The sequence below is a fragment of the Amycolatopsis sp. NBC_00348 genome, assembly GCF_036114655.1.
GTDB lineage: Bacteria > Actinomycetota > Actinomycetes > Mycobacteriales > Pseudonocardiaceae > Amycolatopsis.
The window spans coordinates 6,487,988-6,505,588 of sequence record NZ_CP107994.1; the positions used below are offsets into that span (position 1 = coordinate 6,487,988).

Below are 17,601 nucleotides of genomic sequence, written 5' to 3' on the forward strand. Positions count from 1 at the left end.
ATCACACGATCGGGCGAAGGGCGGAGAGTTACGGACGCACTGGGTCCAGATCCCAGGCTAGAGTCACCACAGTCCCGTCCTCGCCGGACGCGATGTCCGCCCGGTCTGCGCTCGCCCTCAGCAACATCAACCCCCGGCCCCGCAACGAAACCGGGCGGGGATCGGGGACCGGCGTGCGCCACTGGCCATGGTCCGTGATGACCACCTCTACGCGGTCGGCGTGGATCGCGGCGTCGAGGTCGACCAGGCCGGAGCCCGAGCCGTGGTATGCGTGGTCGGCCACATTGGCCAACGCCTCGTAGCTCGCCAGCGCGATGTCCTGGGCCCGGGACGGCTCGACGCCCGCGGCCAGGACCCAAGCCGTGAGGTCGTGCCGCAGGCGCCGCAACGCCTCGGGTGCGGCGGCGACGCCGTGACAGCGGAACGGGGCCGCCGACCCGGCGGATTCGTGCATCGGGTTCGCCTTTCTGCCCGGCCCGGGGCTCGCGGTGCCCGTCACTTCCGGAGGGCTTCGTCGACCGTCGGGTGGACGCCGATCCACGTGTCGAGCCCGGTGGTCGTCAGCGGTCCCGACGTCACCGGCGAGTCACTCACCACCCGCAGCGCGTGCTCCGCCAGTTTGCGGTGCGCGGCCGCGAGCACCTGCAGGCCCGCCGAACAGAAGAACGTCACCGCTCGCAGGTCGACCACCAGCACTTCGGGGCCTTCGGCGAGCACGGTGTCGACGACTTCCTCGAAGTCCGGTGCGCTGAGCAGGTCGATTTCGCCCGCCACGCGGAGCACGGCGGCCTGGCCGCGCCAGTCAAGCGTGGCCGCCAGCTCGGTGGCGGGGAGATCCCGGGGTGAAGGGCTCACGGCCACTTATCGTGCCCCAATCCGCGCCCCGGCGCCAACGCCCGCGTCAGCGGTGCGGCAACTGCACCACGGTGACCCAGAAGTCGTCGATCTGCCGGACCACCTCGACGAACTTCTCGAAGTCGACCGGCTTGGTGACGTAGGCGTTGGCGTGCAGGTCGTAGCTGCGCAGGATGTCCTCCTCCGCCTCCGACGTCGTCAGCACGACCACCGGGATGGTCCGCAGCGCCGGGTCCTGCTTGATCTCGCCGAGGACCTCGCGCCCGTCCTTGCGGGGCAGGTTGAGGTCGAGCAGGATCAGCCCCGGCCGCGGCGCGTCGGCGAACGGGCCCTCGCGGTGCAGGAAGCGAAGCGCTTCGACGCCGTCGCTCGCGACGTGCAGGGCGTTGCGGATCTTGTGGTGCTCGAACGCTTCCTGGGTCATCAACACATCGCCGGGGTCGTCCTCGACGAGCAGGATGTCGATCGGGGGCAGGGCCTCGGTCATGCGTCCTCGTTTTCCTCGGCGCCGCGCTCGAGCCGCGCGGGCAGGGTGAAGCGGAAGGTGGCCCCCTCGTCACCGGCCTCGGTGTCGAGCCAGATCCGGCCACCGTGGTACTCGACGATCCGGCGGCACATGGCCAGCCCGATGCCCGTGCCCGGGTAGGCGCTGCGGGAGTGCAGCCGCTGGAACAACGCGAAGACCCGGTCGGCGTACTCGGCTTCGATGCCGATCCCGTTGTCCCGCACCGCGAACACCCAGTCGTCGCCGTCGCGGTCCGCGGTGACGCGCACCTCCGGCGGCACCTCGCCGTGGAACTTCAGCGCGTTGCCGATGAGGTTCTGGAAGACGGCCGTCAGCAGCGCCGGCTCGACGCGGACGTCGGGCAGGTCGTCGTAGGTCACCTTGCCGCGGTTGAGCGAGAGGGCGATTTCGAGGTTTGCGAGCGCGCCGTCGACCAGCTCGCCCGCGGGGACCACGACGTGCTCCCCCGGCTTCCGGCCGACGCGGGAGAACGACAGGAGGTCGTTGATCAGGCCCTGCATACGCTTGGCGCCGTCGACGGCGTACTCGATGTACTGCTCGCCGCGCTCGTCGAGCAGGCCCGCGTACCGCCGTTGCAGCAGCTGGCAGAAGCTGGCGACCTTCCGCAGCGGCTCCTGGAGGTCGTGCGAAGCGACGTACGCGAACTGCTCCAGGTCAGCGTTGGACCGCTCCAGCTCGTGCGTCCGCCGGTCCAGGAGCGCGTGCGCCCGCTCCAGCTCGGCCACCTCGTCGAGGATCCGCTGCCGCATGGCCTCGACGTCGCTGCCGAGCTGGACGAGCTCGATCGGCCCGTCACCGCGGACCGGGCGGTGGATGTCCTGGTCGGCGACGTGCCGGACCTCGCCGGCCAGTCGCAGGATGGGCCGCGTGATGACACGCCGCAGCCCCAGGAACAGCAGGACGAACAACAGCACGATGAGCACGGCGACGGCGATGAGCATCGCGGTCAGGAAGTTCGCCGCGCTGTCGAGGTCGGCGCGCCCCTCGCCGCGCAGCGTCGTGAGGTGGGCGGCCTGGGCGTCGAGGGCGCCGCGCACGGCGTCGAACTGGGTCCGGCTGCGGTCGGCCTGCGCCGGGGTGACCGCGGGCGCGGCCGGGGTGATGGTGGGCGCGATCGTCGCCTGCCAGGCCGACGCGGCCCGCAGCACGCGGTCGAGGTCGTCGCCGATCTGCGTGCCCGGCGTGGCCCCGAGCTGCCGCAGCTGGGTGACGGCGTCGGCCTGCGAGCGGACGCCGTCGGTGTAGGGCGTGAGGAAGTCCGGCTGCCGGCCGAGCTGGTAGCCGCGGACGCCGGTCTCCTGGTTCAGCATGGCCGTCGACAGCTGGATGGCGGCGAGCCGCTGGGAGCCGATGACGTCGAGCAGGCGATTGCGGGCGTCGGTGAGGTTGCTCAACGCGATCCCGCCGCCGGCCAGGGCCGCGAGCAGCAGCACGGCCTCGGTCATGGCGAGCAGGGTCAGCCAGCGGCGGATCGGCCAGCCGCGCACGGTCCCGGTCATCGGCCGGTCTCCCCAGGGATGTGGTTCAGCAGGGCGAGGGCGACGTCGTCGTCCAGCGGGCCGGAGTTGAGGCGTTCGGCGCGGGCGATCAGTTCGTCGAGGAGAGCGCGGCCGTGGAGGCCGTCCTGGTGGCGGATGTCGAGCACGAGCTCGGCCATCCGCTCGTGGCCGAGCCGTTCGGACCCGGCGCCGACGCGGCCTTCGAACACGCCGTCGGTGTAGAGCAGCAGTGACCAGCCGGGGTCCAGCGGCACGTCGAGGGCCTCCCATTTCGTGCCCTCGACGACGCCGAGCGGGACGCCGAGGCGTTCGCCGGAGAGCAGGTGCCCGTCACCGGGGGTGAGCAGCAGCGGCGGCAGGTGCCCCGCCAGCGACAGGCGCAGGGATCTTCGGTCCGGCGCGACGACGACCATGCAGACCGTCGCGAACAGCGGCTCGATCCGCTCGTGCACCAGGACCCGCTCGACCATGCTCAGCACGTCGGGCATCGGCAGGCCGGCCATCACCAGCGAGCGCCACGCGATCCGCAGCGCGACGCCGAGCGCGGCCTCGTCCGGGCCGTGGCCGCAGACGTCGCCGATGATCATGTTGAGGCTGCCGTCGGTGAGCTCGATGGCGTCGTAGAAGTCGCCGCCGAGCAGGGAGCCGTTGCGGCCGGGCCGGTAGCGGGAGGCCAGTTCGAGGTGCGGGTCGCGCAGCAGCGGGCTGGGCAGCAGGCCGCGCTCGAGCCGCGCGTTCTCGCGGGCGAGCAGCTGCTGCTGGAGGAACTGCTGCTCGACCTGCTCGGCGCGCTTGCGTTCGCGGGCGAAGCGCAGAGCCTTCACCAGCAGTGGCCCGTCGACCTGGTCCTTGACGAGGTAGTCCTGGGCGCCGGCGGCGACCGCGGCGACGCCGGTGGCCTGGTCGTGCTGGCCGGTCAGCACGACGACCGCGACGCCGGGCGCGTGCTGGGCCAGGCGGGTGAGCCCGCCGAGCCCCATCGCGTCGGGCAGCTGGAGGTCGAGCAGGACGCAGTCGGCGGTCAACGGCGCGGCCAGGGCGGCGGAAAGGGTCTCGACGCGTTCGAGCGCGACCGGCACGGAGGTGTCGGCGAGCATTTCGTCGACCAGCAGCGCGTCGCCGTCGTCGTCCTCGATCAGCAGCACGCGCAAGCGGGTGCGGGGATCCCACGATGAGTCGGCGGTCACCGGATTCTCCCGTTCAGCGGCACCTTGCAGGCGATCACCCTAGCGGCACCGGGCGCGGCCGCCTACGACCACACGGGCCCCGCCTGGGGTAGCGATTTATAGCACCCCGGTGTTCCGCCGCGTGCATAACGGTTCGGGTCGCGGCGGTCCCGTTACCCGGGTTTCCGCGCCTACGCTGCCGTTATGTCCGAGCCGCCCGTACCGGTCCGGCGCGCGGCCTTCGCGTGGTGGGGAGCGACGGCGTGCTGGTTCCTCGGTTCGCTGCTCGGCCGGCTGCTGGGCGGGCACGCCACGCCGGGCGCCGGAGCCGGCGGGACCGGGGAGCGCGACGCGTTGCTGGCGACGACGTTGCCGACGCCGGTCGCGGTGCTCGCGTTCGTGGTCGCGGCCGGGCTGTGGGCGTCGCTGGTGTACGGCGTGTTCCGCGGTGCCGGGTGGGCGCGCGTCGTGCTCGCGATCGCCGGCGCGCTGGGCATCCTCGACGTCGTGCTGCAGCTGTTCGCGCTCTTCGCCGCGTCCGCCCGCGATACCGGCGACCTGGTGCGGGGCCTGGCGTTCCTGCTCGTGCTGGGCCTGTCGATGGCGGGGTTCGCGCTGATGTTCCGCGTGGACGCCGCGCCGTACTTCAAGCGCCGCCGCTGAGCAGGGAGCGGTAGAACGTCCGGTGCGCTTCCGCAGCCGCCGGCCACGTGTAGCACTGCGCCAGCGCGCGGCCCGGCGCCGGGTCGACCCCCGCCATCGCGGTCCGCAGCTCCCGGGCGAAGCCGGGCGGGTCGACGGCGAAGCGGGCCACCTCGCCGAAGACTTCGCGCAGCACGGGCAGGTCCCGCGTCACCACCGGCACCCCGGCGGCCAGCGCCTCCATCGCGGCCAGCCCGAAGCCTTCCTTGGTCGACGGGAAGGCGAACACCGCGGCGGACGCCATCAGCGACGGCAGCTCGTCGTGCGCGACCGGGCCCAGCACGTCCGGCTCGACGCCCAGTTCGGCGGCGCGTTTCTCCCAGCGGGTGCGGTAGTCGCGGTAGTCGAAGAGCGTCTCGCCGCCCGCGATGACCAGGCGGACGTCCGGTTCGGCCAGCAGCGCGTACGCCTCCAGCAGGTCCAGCGAACCCTTGCGCGGCTCGATCCCGCCCACCGCCAAGACATAACGTCCTCGGCCGGTATCCGGGCGGGCGTTGGCGAACCGGTCGTAGTCGACGCCGTTGGGGATCACGGTCGCCTCGATGCCCCAGCCGTCGCGCACCTCGGCGGCCACGGACTCCGACACGCAGACGTGCGCGTACGGCCGGACGATCGCGCGTTCGTGGCAGGCCGCCAGCTCCGGCGTGGTGAAGGTGTCGAGGTGGTGGATCGTCCGGACGCAAGCGTCGACGGCGTTCGCGCTGATGCAGTCCTGCGCGTGCACGACGTCGTACGCGTCCGGCGTGAACGCCGCGCGCAGCACCGCGATCGAGCGCAGGATCCGCGCGCCGACGCTCTCGCCGGGGACGTCCGGGAAGGGCACGATCGACAATCGGACAGCGGGATCCACCGGCCGGAAGAACCCCGCGTCGCCGCTGCGGCCGAGCGTCCACACCGTGACGTCCTCGCCGAGCGCCGCGAGGGCTTCGGCCAGCGCGAGCGTGTGCACGACGCCGCCGCGGGGTTTGGTCGAGTAGCTCAGCAGGGCGATGCGCATCAGGCCTCCCGGTAGACCTCGGGTTTCCGTTCCCCCAGGTGGTGCAGCACGCGACGGGCGTTCGCGAGTTCTTGTTCGACGTCGAGTTCGGCGACCGCGATGCCGGCCTTGGACCAGGTCCGCGCGAGGATCTCGCCGCCCGGCCCGACGACCTTGGCCTGGCCGAGGAACCGCATGCCGCCCATCGCGCCGGTCTGGTTGGACGACACGAGCACGACCTGGTTCTCCGCGGCCCGCGCCTGGTCGTAGAGGTCGAACAGCCGCGACTGCCGGTCCTGCGCCATCCGCGGCGCGCGGTTGGTGATGCTGGTCGGCCACGCGCTCAGGCAGGCGACGATGTCCGCGCCGTCGACCGCCAGCGAGCGGGCCGACTCGGGGAACGTCTTGTCGTAGTCGATCAGCATGCCCAGCCGCCCGACCGGCGTGTCGAACGCGGCGAACTCGGCGCCCGGTTCGTACGCGATGCTTTCCCCCGGCGGCTGGTGGACCTTGCGGTGCCGGCCGAGCACGCCGTCACCCGTGACGCACACCGCGGAGTTGTAGCGCCGCGGCCCGTCGGCTTCGCAGTAACCGACGCACACCACCATCTCCGCGGCCAGCGACTGGATCGTCTTCAGCTCCGGACAGTCGGGGTCGAGGGCCGGCGGGAGCGCTTCCGGGTCCGGATGGCGCAGGTCGGCGAGGTAACCGCCGAGGGCCGCGTCCGGCAGCACCAGCAGCGCGGCGCCGGCCGAGCGCGCGTGGTCGATCAGCGTCGCGATGCGCTGCAGGTCGAAGTCGAGGTCGCGGCCGAAGTGCGCGGCGACGGCGGCGATCCGGATCTGCCCCATTCACGGGACACTAACGGGGTAGGCGTCCGGGCGTCTGTCCGCCAGGTGCCCCATCGACCGGCGCGCCGTGGCCAGCGCGGCCTGGACGTCGATCTCGGCGATCGCCATCCCTTCGGAGATGCCGGTGTCGGCGACGATCTCGCCGCCCGGGTCGACGATCTTCGCCCCGGCCACGAACCGCAGGTCGCCGAAGGTGCCGGACTGGTTGGCCGACACCCAGACGATCTGGTTCTCCAGCGCGCGGGCCCGGTCGAACAGGTCGAACCGCCGTTTCCAGCGGTCCTGCGCGAGGTCGGCGGCCGCGTTGGTGCGGCTGCCGGGCCAGGCGCTCATGCAGACGACGACCTCCGCGCCGTCCAGCGCGAGCGCCCGCGCGGATTCGGGGAAAGCCTTGTCGTAACAGATCATCATGCCCAGGCGCCCGACCGGCGTGTCGAACGCGGCGAACCCGCGGCCGGCGCCGTAACTGGCGTTTTCGGCCAGCGGCTGGTGGACCTTGCGGTGGTTACCGAGGACGCCGTCGCCGGTCACGCAGACGGCCGAGTTGTAGCGGCGGCCGCCGGCGAGTTCGCAGTACCCCGCCGTGACGACGAGGTCGCCGGCCAGCGCGGCCAGCCGCTGCACCTCCGGACCGTCGACGGCCAGCGCGGGCGGGCCTTCGGCGCCGCCGTCGAGGTTGGCGAGATAGCCGCCGAGGGCCGCTTCCGGCAGCGCCAGCAGCCGCACACCCTCGGCCTTCGCCTCGCCGATCAGCTTCTCGATGCGCGCGAAGTCGCCTTCGAGGTCGCGGTCGAACGGCGCGGCGACCGCGGCCATCCTGAGTGTCGTCATGAGTTCCCCAATCCGGTGACGCCGCCGTCGATGGCGGGCGTCCGTTCGCCGTCGGGCCAGCGCAGCGTGACGCCGGTGCCCGCAGCCAGTTCGCCGCAGTCCGCGGTGACCGCCGGCCCCGCGGGCGCGGGCGTGCCGGTGGTGAGCATCGCGAAGCCGGGGAAGCAGGTCAGCCAGTCCCCTGTGGACGCTCCGCGCGGCCGTGGCACCTTGTCGACGTCCAGGACCGCGCCGCAGCCGGACGCTTCGGCGAGCATGCCGAGAGTGCCCGCGATGCCGGCCATCGAGACGTCCTTGGCCGCCGCTGGGCGCGCCTTCGCGACCGAGCCGAGCAGTTCGCGCAGCTCGGGCGTGCGGCGGAAGCTCGTCGAGTCCCACTGCCGTCCGGTGTAGCCGGGCCGCCAGCCGCCGGTGAGATCCGCGGTGAGCCAGACACGCTCCCCCGGCTTGCCGCCGCCCCCGGGCACCGGGTCGGTGGTGCGGCCCAGCGCCGTGACCGACAGCGAAGCCGGGACGCCGAACTGGGTGTGCCCGCCGAGCACCGGGACGCCGTACGCCTCGCTCGCCTTCCGCAGTCCACCGAGGACTCGCGCGGCGAACGACGCATCACGCGCACCCAGCGCGTCGAGCAGACCGGTCGGCGTCGCGCCCATCGCGGCGAGGTCGTTGAGGTTGACCAGGACCGAGCACCAGCCCGCCCATTCCGGGTCACGCTCGACCATGGACGGGATGATCGCGTCGCAGGCCGCGACGACGTCGGTGCCCGGCAGCGGGACGCCGTCGTCGCCGACAAACCCGGGTACGCCGGTCATTCCCTGCAGCAACGGGCCGAGCGCGGCCTTGGTCGAGCGGGCCAGCGCGGCGATCCGGCCGATCGGCCAGCGCATGAGGACGTGGTCGTGGCCGGCGACGGTCACCGGCCGCACCCGCTGCCAGCCGAGCCGGGTGAACAGCCGCTCGGTGCGCGTCTGCACGGTCGCCTCGAACCGCAGCGCGCCTTCCGCTTCGGCCCGTGCGCAGGCCGCGCGGACCAGCGCGGAGCCGATCCCGGCCGGTGAGCCAGGGACGACGACCAAGCGGCCGCCCTGCCACCAGCCGAGGTCCGGGCCGTCGGTCGCCGGGCCGAGCCGGACGCCGCCGAGTACTTCGCCCGCCGCGTCCCTCGCCACCAGGAAGAGGGTGCGCGGGTCGGTGTCATGGTCGTCGAGGTCGTGCCCGGCGAAGAGCCCCTGCCGTGCCACGAACGCTTCGTGCCGCAACGTGCGGTACGCGGTCAGTCCACTGTGGTCGGCTTCGCTGATCGAGAACGCCGGGCGCGCCGCGACGCTGCGGACGTCACCCAGCAACGCGAGGATGTCGTGGTCCACGTCAGCCTCCCGCCGCGCTGAGCAGGCCGCACGCACCGCACGCGGCACAGCCCGCGCCCTGCTCGGCGCCGGTCATCCCGGCCGCCCGCAGCAGGGCGGCGATGCGGCCAGTGACGTCCGCGACCAGCGCGGGTGAAGGCGCGGTCGCGCCGTCGCGCCGGGCCAGCGTCCCGGCCATCGGCCGCATCGGCACGGCGAACGGGTAGACGCCCATGCCGATGAGCCGCCCGGCCCCCTCCACCAGGGAGTCCGGGTCCTCGCCGAGGCCGATCAGCAGGTACGTCGAGACGCGGTTGCGGCCGAAGACGCGGACCGCCTCCGCCCACGCGGCCTCGTACTCCGCCATCGGCACCGTCGACTTGCCCGGCATCCAGCGCCGCCGGACGTCGTCGTCCAACGACTCGACGTGGATGCCGATCGACGTCGCCCCGGCGTCGCGCAGTTCGGTGAGGACGCCGAGGTCGCCCGGCGGCTCGATCTGCACCTGGATCGGCAGGCCCGGCACGGCGCCGAGCACCGCGCGGACGCAGCGCACGAGGTGCCGGGCGCCGCGGTCCGGCCCGGACGTCGTGCCGGTCGTCATCACCATCTGCCGGACGCCGTCGAGCCGCACCGCCGCTTCCGCGACCTCCGCGAGCTGCTGCGGCGTCTTCGCGGCCACCGTGGACTCCGCCCGCAGTGACTCCTCGATGGTGCAGAACCGGCAGCGCTGGTCCTCGGTGTACCGGATGCACGTCTGGACGACCGTTGTCGCGAGGACGTCCTTTCCATGCAGCAGGGCGATCTTGCGGTACGGCACACCGTCTGACGTGGACAGATCGTAGAATCGCGGACGGTCCACTGGTGCGACGCTTAGGCCAAGGTCGATCGTCTCGCGGAAGATGCGGCCGTCCCGGACCACGTACGGGCTTTCGGGGTTCAGCGGCAGCGTGGCGTTGGCACCGTCGACCACCAGGTGGCCGTCGTCGCTCGGCCCGGCGCCCTTGCTGCGCTGTACGGGTGCGTCCATTCGCACCCCGCGGACGGCGATGTCGGCGCGGGTGTCCAGGTCCTCTTCGATGCCAACGCGCACTACCGCTCCCTAGAACATGTAGGTGGAGTTGATGATCGCGCCCTTGCGCGCGTAGTGGATCAGCGCGTCCTGTACGTCCAGCGGGTGCGTCGGGATGACGCCCTCGATGAGGTCCTCCTCGCGCGCACCGTGCAGCGACAGGCCGAAGCGGCAGCAGTAGGCCTTGCCGCCCTCGCCGATGAACGTCTTGAGCTGGTCGTTGATGTTCAGCTCGCCGGGGAACGCGGCGTTGCCGGTGGTCGGGAAGCCGCGCGTGGCCAGGCAGTTCAGCGAACCCGGGCCGTAGAAGTAGATCGCGGCTTCGAAGCCCTTCCGCAGCGCGCGCGTCGCCTGCAGGATCGCCACGAAGCTCACCGACGACTCGTGCGCGATGCCGTGGACCAGGGTGAAGTAGCTCTGGCCGGGTTCGGCCTGGTAGTCCGGGAAGACCTTGGTCCCGCCGTACAGGTTGGAGCCCTGCGGCAGCGACGGGTGCGGGATCTCGTCGAGGCTGGTCTTTTCGGTGTCGGTCAGCTCTGCCATCGGTCTATTTCCCTTTCTTCGGTCCGTACAGCACGTCGAACGTGCCGCGGAAAACCAGGTCGGCGAGCTCGCCGTCGCCGGCCGCGGCGGCCAGCTTGGCGAGTTCGCCTTCGTGATCGCCCCACGGTTCGTCGGAGGCGAACAGCACGCGGTCGTGGCCGAGGCCCCGGCGTGAGATCTCCTCGACGAGCCAGCGCGGCGTGAAGCCGATCGCCCACGACAGGTCCGTGTAGACCTGTTTCCCGGCGGCGATCCAGTCGAAGAAGCGGCCGCCGACGAGCTTGATGTGCCCGCTCATCCCGCCGCCGAAGTGGACGAGGTGCAGCTTGACGTCGCCGGCGTAGGCGTCGACGAGCTTGCCGACCTCGTCGATGTCCGACGCCGCGCCCGGCGAGGTGTGAACGTGCACGACGAGGTCGTGATCCCGTGCGATGGCGAAGATCTTGTCGAGCTGCGGCTTGCACGTGGGGTCGGATGCCTTGCCGCCCAGCAGGAAGCTGAGCTTCAACGCTCGCACGCCGTCCTCGCCCGCCAGCTTCAACGCGTCGTCGGTCCGGACGGCGTCTTCGGCTCGCGGCGACACCCACAGCGCGGCGCTGATCCGGTCGTCCTTACCCGCTGCTTCGACGCAGAGCTCGTTGAAGGAGAACGCGATCGCCGGGTCCGGGACGCCGTAGTTCGGGATCACCAGCGCGCGTTCGGTGCCTTCACGGTCCAGGTCGGCCAGCAGTTCGCCGATCGTCGCGCGGCTGCCGATCGCCGGGGCGACCGGCGGCCCGCCGTAGAACGGGAACGGCGGGAGCACGCCCAGGTGGCGGTGGGCGTCGTTGGTCCAGCGCTTCATGCGACCGTCCTCGGTGCGACCCAGTCGTCGTCGGCCGGGTAGGTGCTGACCGGCGTGCCCGACAGCCAGCGGACGTCGCCGCGGCCGCCTCCGGTGATCCGCCTCGCGAGGTATTCCGCGTCCGCCGCCACGCCGCAGAACCTTCCGGAGCCCCAGGTGTGTTGCCAGGGCAGGCCGAGGAAGTACAGGCCGGGGCAGCTGGTGACGCCGCGGTGGTGCGTCGGGTAGCCCTTGCCGTCAAAGACCGGGACGTCGATCCAGCGGTGGTCGCGGCCGAAGCCGGTGCTCCAGACGACGGCGGAAAGCGCTTCCGCGTCGAGGGACTTCCGGCTATCCTGTGGCTCCCAGACCGGCTTGTAGCGGTCCTCCCTCGGCGCAGCTACCCCGCGTTTCGCGATGAAGGCGTCGATGGAGTCCTTGATGCCCTCGGAGACGGCGTCCGCCGCGTCGAGGTTGCGGCGCAGGTCGTCGGCGAACGTCAGCTGTCCACTTCGGACGCCGCTGAGCCGGCCGTAGAGCCGCATGCCCTGGGCGGCGAACGCGCGCAGGTCGATGTCGTGGCCGCCGTCGCGTCCGGTGACGTAGTGGTTGGCGCGGAACCGGACGGCGTCCGCGTCGGCGAACTCGTCGATCCCCCGGGCGTAGTAGCCCATTTCGTCGAGCCAGGCGACGACGTCCCGGCCGCGGTAGCGCCGGGCGACGCGCGGCGCGGACCCGACGGCGAGGTGCACGCCGCGTCCGGCGAGGTGCAGGTCCTCGGCGATCTGGCAGCCGGACTGCCCGGTGCCGACGACCAGGACGTCGCCGTCGGGCAACTGCTCCGGGTTGCGGTACTCGGCCGAGTGCAGCTGGACGACGTGCTCCGGCAGCCGCTCGGCCAGCCGCGGCTTCAGCGGCACCTGGTACGGGCCGGTGGCCAGCACGACGTGGTCGGCGGTCAGCTCGCCGGCCGACGTCGTCAGCCGGAACCCGCCGCCGGGCAGCGGCCGCAACCGCTTCGCTTCGACGCCCTCGCGCAGCGGGACGTCGAAGGCCTTCACGTACGACTCGAGGTAGGTGACGATCTCGTCCCGGACCATGAAACCGTCCGGATCACCACCCGGGTAGGGGAAACCGGGGAGCCGGCACTGCCAATTCGGCGTGACCAGGCAGAAACTGTCCCAGCGGCGGGTCCGCCATTCGTGCCCCGCGCGCTCGCGTTCGAGCACGAGGTGCCCGACTCCGGCGGAGGTCAGGCAGTGGGACATCGAGAGTCCCGCCTGGCCGCCGCCGACCACGATCACCGGCCGGTGCAGGCCGTCGAGCTCGAAGTTCATGCCGATCAGTGCAACGGCGAACCATTTCCGGACGGTTTCATCCGGAACATCGGCGCGTTACCAGAACGCCGTTGAGTAACGCTTCGCCCCGCGCCCGGTTAACACTCAGGCGGCCGCGATGCGTTGCGGCGCAGGGAATCGTGGTGGTCGACCGGCTGTTGGCGCGGCTCAGCTCCCGCGGCGGCCGTGTCGCGTCTCCGGCCTTTGGACGGTGGCGGCGGGAGGTTTCGCCGAGCCGACGACCGCGGCGCAGACCAGCGACTGGCGCCATGCCGCATCACCGGTATTCGGGCAGCAGCAGCGGCGGCGCGAGGTTCCGACAAGCGACCGCGGCGCGAATCAGCGACCGGGCGCCATGCTGTGTCGCCGATCTTCGGCAGCGCCGCGAGGTTCCGACGAGCCGACGACCGCGGCGCGGGTCAGCGACCGGGGCGGCCGTGGCCGTGTTGCCACGAGCTGATCGCCGAGCTCACCATGTCGCGCCACTGGTCCTCGGGCGGTGGCGGCGTCGACGACGTCGCCACCGGGTTCGCGGGCTTGCGCCCCGCGACGGGGCGGCTCGTCGTCTTGACGGGAGTGTCCTGCAGCCCGGCGGTGAGCGGCGGCGGTTCGGCCGAGGCGCTGAACGTCGCGACGGCCTCGCTCGAGGTCGCGGGTGGCGGTGGCGCGGCGGCCCCCGGCGGCGGCACGGCCGTCCCGCCGACCTCGTGCGGCTGGAACAGCACCACGGCGGCCAGCCCGAGCGCGACGGCCGCGACCGCCCCGATGACGAACGGCTGCGTACGCCGCGGCCGGTCGTCCGGCGGGGCGTCGAGCGGGCGGTCGTCAGCGACGTCTTCGGCCGCCAATTCGGCGTCGAGGATCGCCAGCGGGTCGGGTCTGGGCTCTTCGGATTCGGCGGCAAGCTCCCCGGCGAGCTTCGCGTCGAGTTCACCGCGGATCATCAGCGGCTTCGTCTGCGAGAGGTTCACCAGTTCGGCGACCGAGGGGAGTTCGCCCTCACCGCCCGTGCGTGCCATCGAAAGACCTCCACCTGCCGGCGTCACCTGGCCGCGTACGGGGGTCACCCTACTGGGCGACTACAGGGCGGAGTCCACCGTGTGCCGTCAGCTCCACCAGTGCGCGTCACCGACGCTGGTGAAGCCCAGGGAGTCGTAGAGCGGCTTGCCCGCCCGGGCAGCGGTCAGCGTCACGGGCAGGCCGTCGAACTGCCGCAGCACGGCGTGCATCAACGTCCGCCCGACGCCCTTCGAGCGGTGCTCCGGCATCGTCGTGACCCAGTACGCGCCGCCGATGCCGCCGTGGGCCATGGTCAGGCAGGCACCCGCGTCGCCGAGGGTGAAGAAGGCCGGACCGTCCTGCGCCAGCAGCGACGGCGGGAAGACGTCGTCGGCCCGGTAATGCTCCAGCGGGAAGCCGTCCACGACGATGCGTCCGGCCTGGACCAGGTCGTCGCCGGTCTCGACACGACGGACACCGACGGGCTCGGGCGCGGGCGCCGGTTCGCGAACCATCACCGGCAGGGGGCGCGCGGTCATGCCGATGGCCATGAGGTCGAGCGTGCCGAAGGGATCCTCGACGACCAGGGCGCGGCCGCCGTCCCTGTACGTCTTCGCGGCCGACGCCGGGTCTTCCCCGGGATCCGGGGTGGTCAGCATGATCCGCACGCCGGCCGGGCCGTCGATCGCCACGAAGCCGTCGTGCTCCCGGACGTCGTGGCCACGAGCCCGGCCGAGGACGGTCCACATCGCAACGGCGTTGTCGCAGGCCTGCTGCAGACGCTTGGACATGCCGGGCAGCCTAAGACGGGATTGGCCCAGCCCACAGAGCCAATTCGAGGGTCTCAGACCGGGCCACTGCCGACCGGCGCCGAAGCAGACAGAACAGATCCACCTGACTACGTCGGGCGAAACGACCGTCAGCCGGCGCCGAGGCAGACGAAGGGGCGGCGGAACGGGTCGACCGCGATCGCGTCGGCCAGGGCCAGCGCGGGACTGTCGCGGACCGCGAGGGCCCGGTAGTAGTCGTCCATCGCGGCGGCCGAGGCGAGGTCGCCGACGCGGGACAGGGGCGCGATCACCGTCCGCGAGCCGCTCGCCAGCAGGGCGCTGGCGAACCCGAGGGCCTCGTCGCCCGGCCGGATGCGGTTGAGCGCGAGCTCGCACGCGGCGAACACGACCTGCCGCGGCGGCTGCCGCAACCCGGCCATCTCGTGCCCGAACAGCGCGCCGTCGGCGAGCTCGAGGCGCGAGAAGAGCGCGTTCTCCGGCTCGTGCGCGCCGTGGGCGGCGAAGTGGGCCAGCTTGGCGCCGTCCATCGCGCGCAGCACGGACTTCACGGTCGCCTTGGCGCCGGTCATCGTCGTCGCGGTGCGGTAGTGCGTGGTCAGCTTCTCGAGCTCACCGCGCGCGCCGGCCAGCCCCGGCCCGCGGACGAGCACGATCTTGCGGGCCCGCGACAGCTTCGTCCGCTCGGCGGCGAGCCACGCGGTCGCCGACGGCGCGACGACGGTCGGCCGGCCCCGCAGCCCCGGCAGCACACCCCACGGCACGGCGTACAGCGGCCCGGTGGGAACGATGACGAGATCGCGGTCGCCGAACAGCTTCTCCAGGGGCTGGATCAGCTGCGCGTCGAGCTTGTCCGCCTGCTTGCGCGCCGACACCATGACGACCTCGGCCAGCCTTTCGGGCAGGTTGTCCGGCGCGAGCGCGTCGAGGTCGACGTTCAGCACGCGCGCGGACTCGGCGGCGTCGCCGGCCGACCCGAGCCGCACCAGCCGGCACTCACCCCCGGCGACGACCACCGCGACCAGCTCGTTCCCGGAGGCGGCGAAGCTGACCAAAGCCCGCTCGCCGAGCTGCCCCACGACTTCGCCCAACCCGGCCACCGGCCGCGGCCGGCCCCAGCGCCCGGTGTGCCAGCCGAGCCGCTGGGCTTCCCGAAGGCGTTCGTTGTACTTGGCGCGCAGGCCCGCGATCGGGTGCCCGTCGTGCTGGGCCTCCTGGATGGCCTGCCCGAGACCACGCACCTCGGCCACCCGCGCGGCCAGCTCGGGATCGGTCCCGGCGGAGAGCGGTTCGTAGCGGTAAGTCTGCGCGCGGGTCCGCTCCAGCCAGACGAAGAGCCGCCGAGCGTCATTGCGCTCCAACACCAGCTTCACGGCGAGATCGGCGAGCTCTTGACCGTGTAACGCGGTCCCGGACACGAGGTCAAGCCCACCCATCCGATCCCGGACGGCGTCGAGCTCGGTCAGCCCGGACCGGATCTCGGTGAGCGCCTTGGCCCGGCTCCCCTGAGCAACGGCCAGCTCGGCCCGGCAGAGCCGGCGAAGCATCCGGTAGTCGATGGGAGTCAGCTGCCCGGGCCGCGGCACTTTCTGCAGAGTCTCAGCCGCCCGCTTGAGGTTCCCCCGCCGAATGTCGAGCCGGACGGCGAGCATCTGAGCCATCGCAGCCTGTTCCGTCAGTTGCGGCATCGGCATCTTCGCCGCGAGCCGGAGCGCGCGAGTCGGTAGCGCGGCAGGCACCTCCGAGCCACGTAGCGCGTCCCGGACATCGGCCTGCAACCCGGCGAGCGTCGCGTCCGCGATGCAGGTCTGGCAACCCACCCGCAGCATCTTGCGCCGTGACGAATCGGCCATCTGCCGAGCGAGTTCGACGTCGTCGGTCATCAACGCGGCGGAGGCCCGGTAGAGCTCCGCTCGCGCGACCTCGCGGCTGATGCTCTGCCCGGCCATCAGCATCGGAAGCACCTCGTCGAGGTGAGCGCCGGCTTCGTCGGCCAGCCCCGCCGCCAGCAACGCCTCCGCCTGCTCGAACCGCAGCTCCTTCGGGACGTCCCTGTCCAATGCCCGGTAGGTCCGTTCGGCTTCCTCGTACAGCCGCAACGCCTCGGGGACGTCACCGATCCTCAGCGCGAGCATGCCCATGGTGCGCCGCATGTCGGCGGCGACCGAGCGTAGCTCGAACTTTTCGGCGAGCTCGAGCGAGCGGTTGAGATCAGCCCGGGCCTCACTGACGTTGCCCAGGCGGATCTGCACCCACGCCCGGGACGACAGCGTCTGGACGAAGGCGCCCATCCTGGTCTCCGGGTCCGGGCCGTGCGCCAGGCGGTACTCCTGGTGGCCGACGGAGATGTCGAACGCGATCAGGCTGTCCTCGTTGCGCCCGACGCTCATCAACCGCGCCGCGTAGTTGTGGTTGAGCGCGCCGTTGAGTTCGGCTTGCAGCACGGGATTCGGCACCGCGTTGATGAGCAGCCGGGCATCGTCGAGACCGGCCAAGCCCGCGGCGAGGTCCCCGCTGATCTCCGAAGACAGCGCGGCCATGAGGCTGACGAGCCGGATCCTCGTGACCAGCCAGTCGGTGCGACGACTCTCCGGAACGGGGTGGATCGAGTCCAGCATGCTCATACCGCGTCGCAGCAGCCGGACACCCTCGCGGTAGTGCTTGAGGCAGGACCCGTCTGCGGCTTGTTTCTGAAGAGCGCGGACCTTCTCGATGACTTCGGTCGGGTCCAGGTTCGTCACAGGCACTCTCCTATGACAGCACAGCCAGTCGCAGAAAGAAGCCCGCCTGCCAGGCGAAATCCGGCAGGCGGGTGATCACGAATTGATGAAGTTCAGGACTTGATGACCTGATAGCACGGGTTCCCGCAGTTCGGGGTCATGACCGGTCCGTCACTCTTCGGGTGGTCATGGCCGATGTGCACCCAGCCGTGCTCGTCGGCCTCCGGGTGCGGGACCACCGGTCCGGCCTTTTCGACCGGCTCCGGGGTTTCTTCGGGCTTGGTGTCCGTGGGCGTCGACATGGTCGATCTCCTCTCCCCTGGGGATCTTCATAGGGACGCTGACCGGTGACGGTGAGTCCCTCGCCGCGGGGCCCTCTTCCCCGCGAACGGACCAATAGTTGCACAACGGAGCAGTGATCGGGAGGCCTTTCACTACGGAAAGTCAGTCCGATCGGCGTGAACTGGGCAGACGCGCTCGCCAAACCGTCCTAACGAGTGAACCCTGTAACGGCTTTGACCAGGGCGTGCATCACCACCGGGCGGACTAGGGCGATCGGGGTCATGC

18 protein-coding genes are annotated in these 17,601 nt (G+C 71.8%); 1 reads left to right on the top strand and 17 read right to left on the bottom strand.

From position 1 onward, the window contains the following. Positions 1-28: 28 nt before the first annotated feature. From OHS58_RS28000 to OHS58_RS28020, 5 genes are read right to left on the bottom strand one after another with little or no spacing between them, the layout of a single operon-like run. Positions 29-454: an ATP-binding protein gene (locus OHS58_RS28000; RefSeq protein WP_326943988.1), complete on the bottom strand. Its 426-nt coding sequence runs from the start codon at positions 452-454 to the stop codon at positions 29-31. Between the two features lie 41 nt (positions 455-495). Next, positions 496-855, bottom strand: a complete 360-nt coding sequence (locus tag OHS58_RS28005; RefSeq protein WP_247056786.1) for an STAS domain-containing protein — start codon at positions 853-855, stop codon at positions 496-498. Positions 856-901: 46 nt separating this feature from the next. Continuing rightward, positions 902-1,342: a response regulator gene (locus tag OHS58_RS28010; RefSeq protein WP_247056788.1), complete on the bottom strand. Its 441-nt coding sequence runs from the start codon at positions 1,340-1,342 to the stop codon at positions 902-904. Further along, complete coding sequence (locus tag OHS58_RS28015) at positions 1,339-2,880, bottom strand: sensor histidine kinase (RefSeq protein WP_328644544.1); 1,542 nt, start codon at positions 2,878-2,880, stop codon at positions 1,339-1,341. Before OHS58_RS28015 ends, OHS58_RS28010 begins: the two co-directional genes overlap by 4 nt. Next, complete coding sequence (locus OHS58_RS28020) at positions 2,877-4,067, bottom strand: PP2C family protein-serine/threonine phosphatase (protein ID WP_326958439.1); 1,191 nt, start codon at positions 4,065-4,067, stop codon at positions 2,877-2,879. The genes OHS58_RS28015 and OHS58_RS28020 overlap by 4 nt, the downstream gene beginning before the upstream one ends. A gap of 183 nt (positions 4,068-4,250) precedes the next feature. On the opposite strand from OHS58_RS28020, the gene OHS58_RS28025 reads away from it, so the two are divergent. Continuing rightward, positions 4,251-4,709, top strand: a complete 459-nt coding sequence (locus tag OHS58_RS28025) for a hypothetical protein (RefSeq protein WP_328644545.1) — start codon at positions 4,251-4,253, stop codon at positions 4,707-4,709. On the opposite strand, the gene OHS58_RS28030 is transcribed toward OHS58_RS28025, so the two are convergent. From OHS58_RS28030 to OHS58_RS28085, 12 genes are all read right to left on the bottom strand, one after another. After that, a complete protein-coding gene (locus OHS58_RS28030) occupies positions 4,693-5,745 on the bottom strand; it encodes an MSMEG_0565 family glycosyltransferase (RefSeq protein ID WP_328644546.1) in 1,053 nt (350 codons plus the stop codon). The two genes, OHS58_RS28025 and OHS58_RS28030, sit on opposite strands and share 17 nt — an antisense overlap. After that, a complete protein-coding gene (locus tag OHS58_RS28035) occupies positions 5,745-6,575 on the bottom strand; it encodes a carbon-nitrogen hydrolase family protein (protein ID WP_328644547.1) in 831 nt (276 codons plus the stop codon). Before OHS58_RS28035 ends, OHS58_RS28030 begins: the two co-directional genes overlap by 1 nt. After that, positions 6,576-7,406: a carbon-nitrogen hydrolase family protein gene (locus OHS58_RS28040; protein ID WP_328644548.1), complete on the bottom strand. Its 831-nt coding sequence runs from the start codon at positions 7,404-7,406 to the stop codon at positions 6,576-6,578. It abuts the gene before it with no gap. Then, positions 7,403-8,773: an MSMEG_0567/sll0787 family protein gene (locus tag OHS58_RS28045; protein WP_328644549.1), complete on the bottom strand. Its 1,371-nt coding sequence runs from the start codon at positions 8,771-8,773 to the stop codon at positions 7,403-7,405. Before OHS58_RS28045 ends, OHS58_RS28040 begins: the two co-directional genes overlap by 4 nt. A gap of 1 nt (position 8,774) precedes the next feature. Continuing rightward, complete coding sequence (locus OHS58_RS28050) at positions 8,775-9,845, bottom strand: MSMEG_0568 family radical SAM protein (protein WP_328644550.1); 1,071 nt, start codon at positions 9,843-9,845, stop codon at positions 8,775-8,777. A gap of 9 nt (positions 9,846-9,854) precedes the next feature. Beyond that, positions 9,855-10,367, bottom strand: coding sequence for an MSMEG_0572/Sll0783 family nitrogen starvation response protein (locus OHS58_RS28055; RefSeq protein ID WP_326958427.1), 513 nt, complete (start codon positions 10,365-10,367; stop codon positions 9,855-9,857). Positions 10,368-10,371: 4 nt separating this feature from the next. Continuing rightward, positions 10,372-11,211 (bottom strand): amidohydrolase family protein, encoded by an 840-nt coding sequence (locus OHS58_RS28060; protein WP_328644551.1) that lies wholly within the window; start codon positions 11,209-11,211, stop codon positions 10,372-10,374. Then, positions 11,208-12,527, bottom strand: a complete 1,320-nt coding sequence (locus tag OHS58_RS28065; RefSeq protein ID WP_328644552.1) for an MSMEG_0569 family flavin-dependent oxidoreductase — start codon at positions 12,525-12,527, stop codon at positions 11,208-11,210. The genes OHS58_RS28060 and OHS58_RS28065 overlap by 4 nt, the downstream gene beginning before the upstream one ends. A 419-nt stretch (positions 12,528-12,946) precedes the next feature. After that, on the bottom strand, positions 12,947-13,546 hold the full coding sequence (locus OHS58_RS28070) for a hypothetical protein (RefSeq protein WP_328644553.1): 600 nt from the start codon (positions 13,544-13,546) through the stop codon (positions 12,947-12,949). An 87-nt stretch (positions 13,547-13,633) separates the two neighbouring features. Then, positions 13,634-14,317, bottom strand: a complete 684-nt coding sequence (locus OHS58_RS28075) for a GNAT family N-acetyltransferase (protein WP_328644554.1) — start codon at positions 14,315-14,317, stop codon at positions 13,634-13,636. 128 nt (positions 14,318-14,445) lie between these two features. After that, entirely contained in the window at positions 14,446-17,055 is a 2,610-nt protein-coding gene (locus OHS58_RS28080; protein ID WP_328644555.1) for a CHAT domain-containing protein, read from the bottom strand. A 92-nt stretch (positions 17,056-17,147) separates the two neighbouring features. After that, positions 17,148-17,336, bottom strand: a complete 189-nt coding sequence (locus OHS58_RS28085) for a hypothetical protein (protein WP_326944001.1) — start codon at positions 17,334-17,336, stop codon at positions 17,148-17,150. Positions 17,337-17,601: the final 265 nt, after the last annotated feature.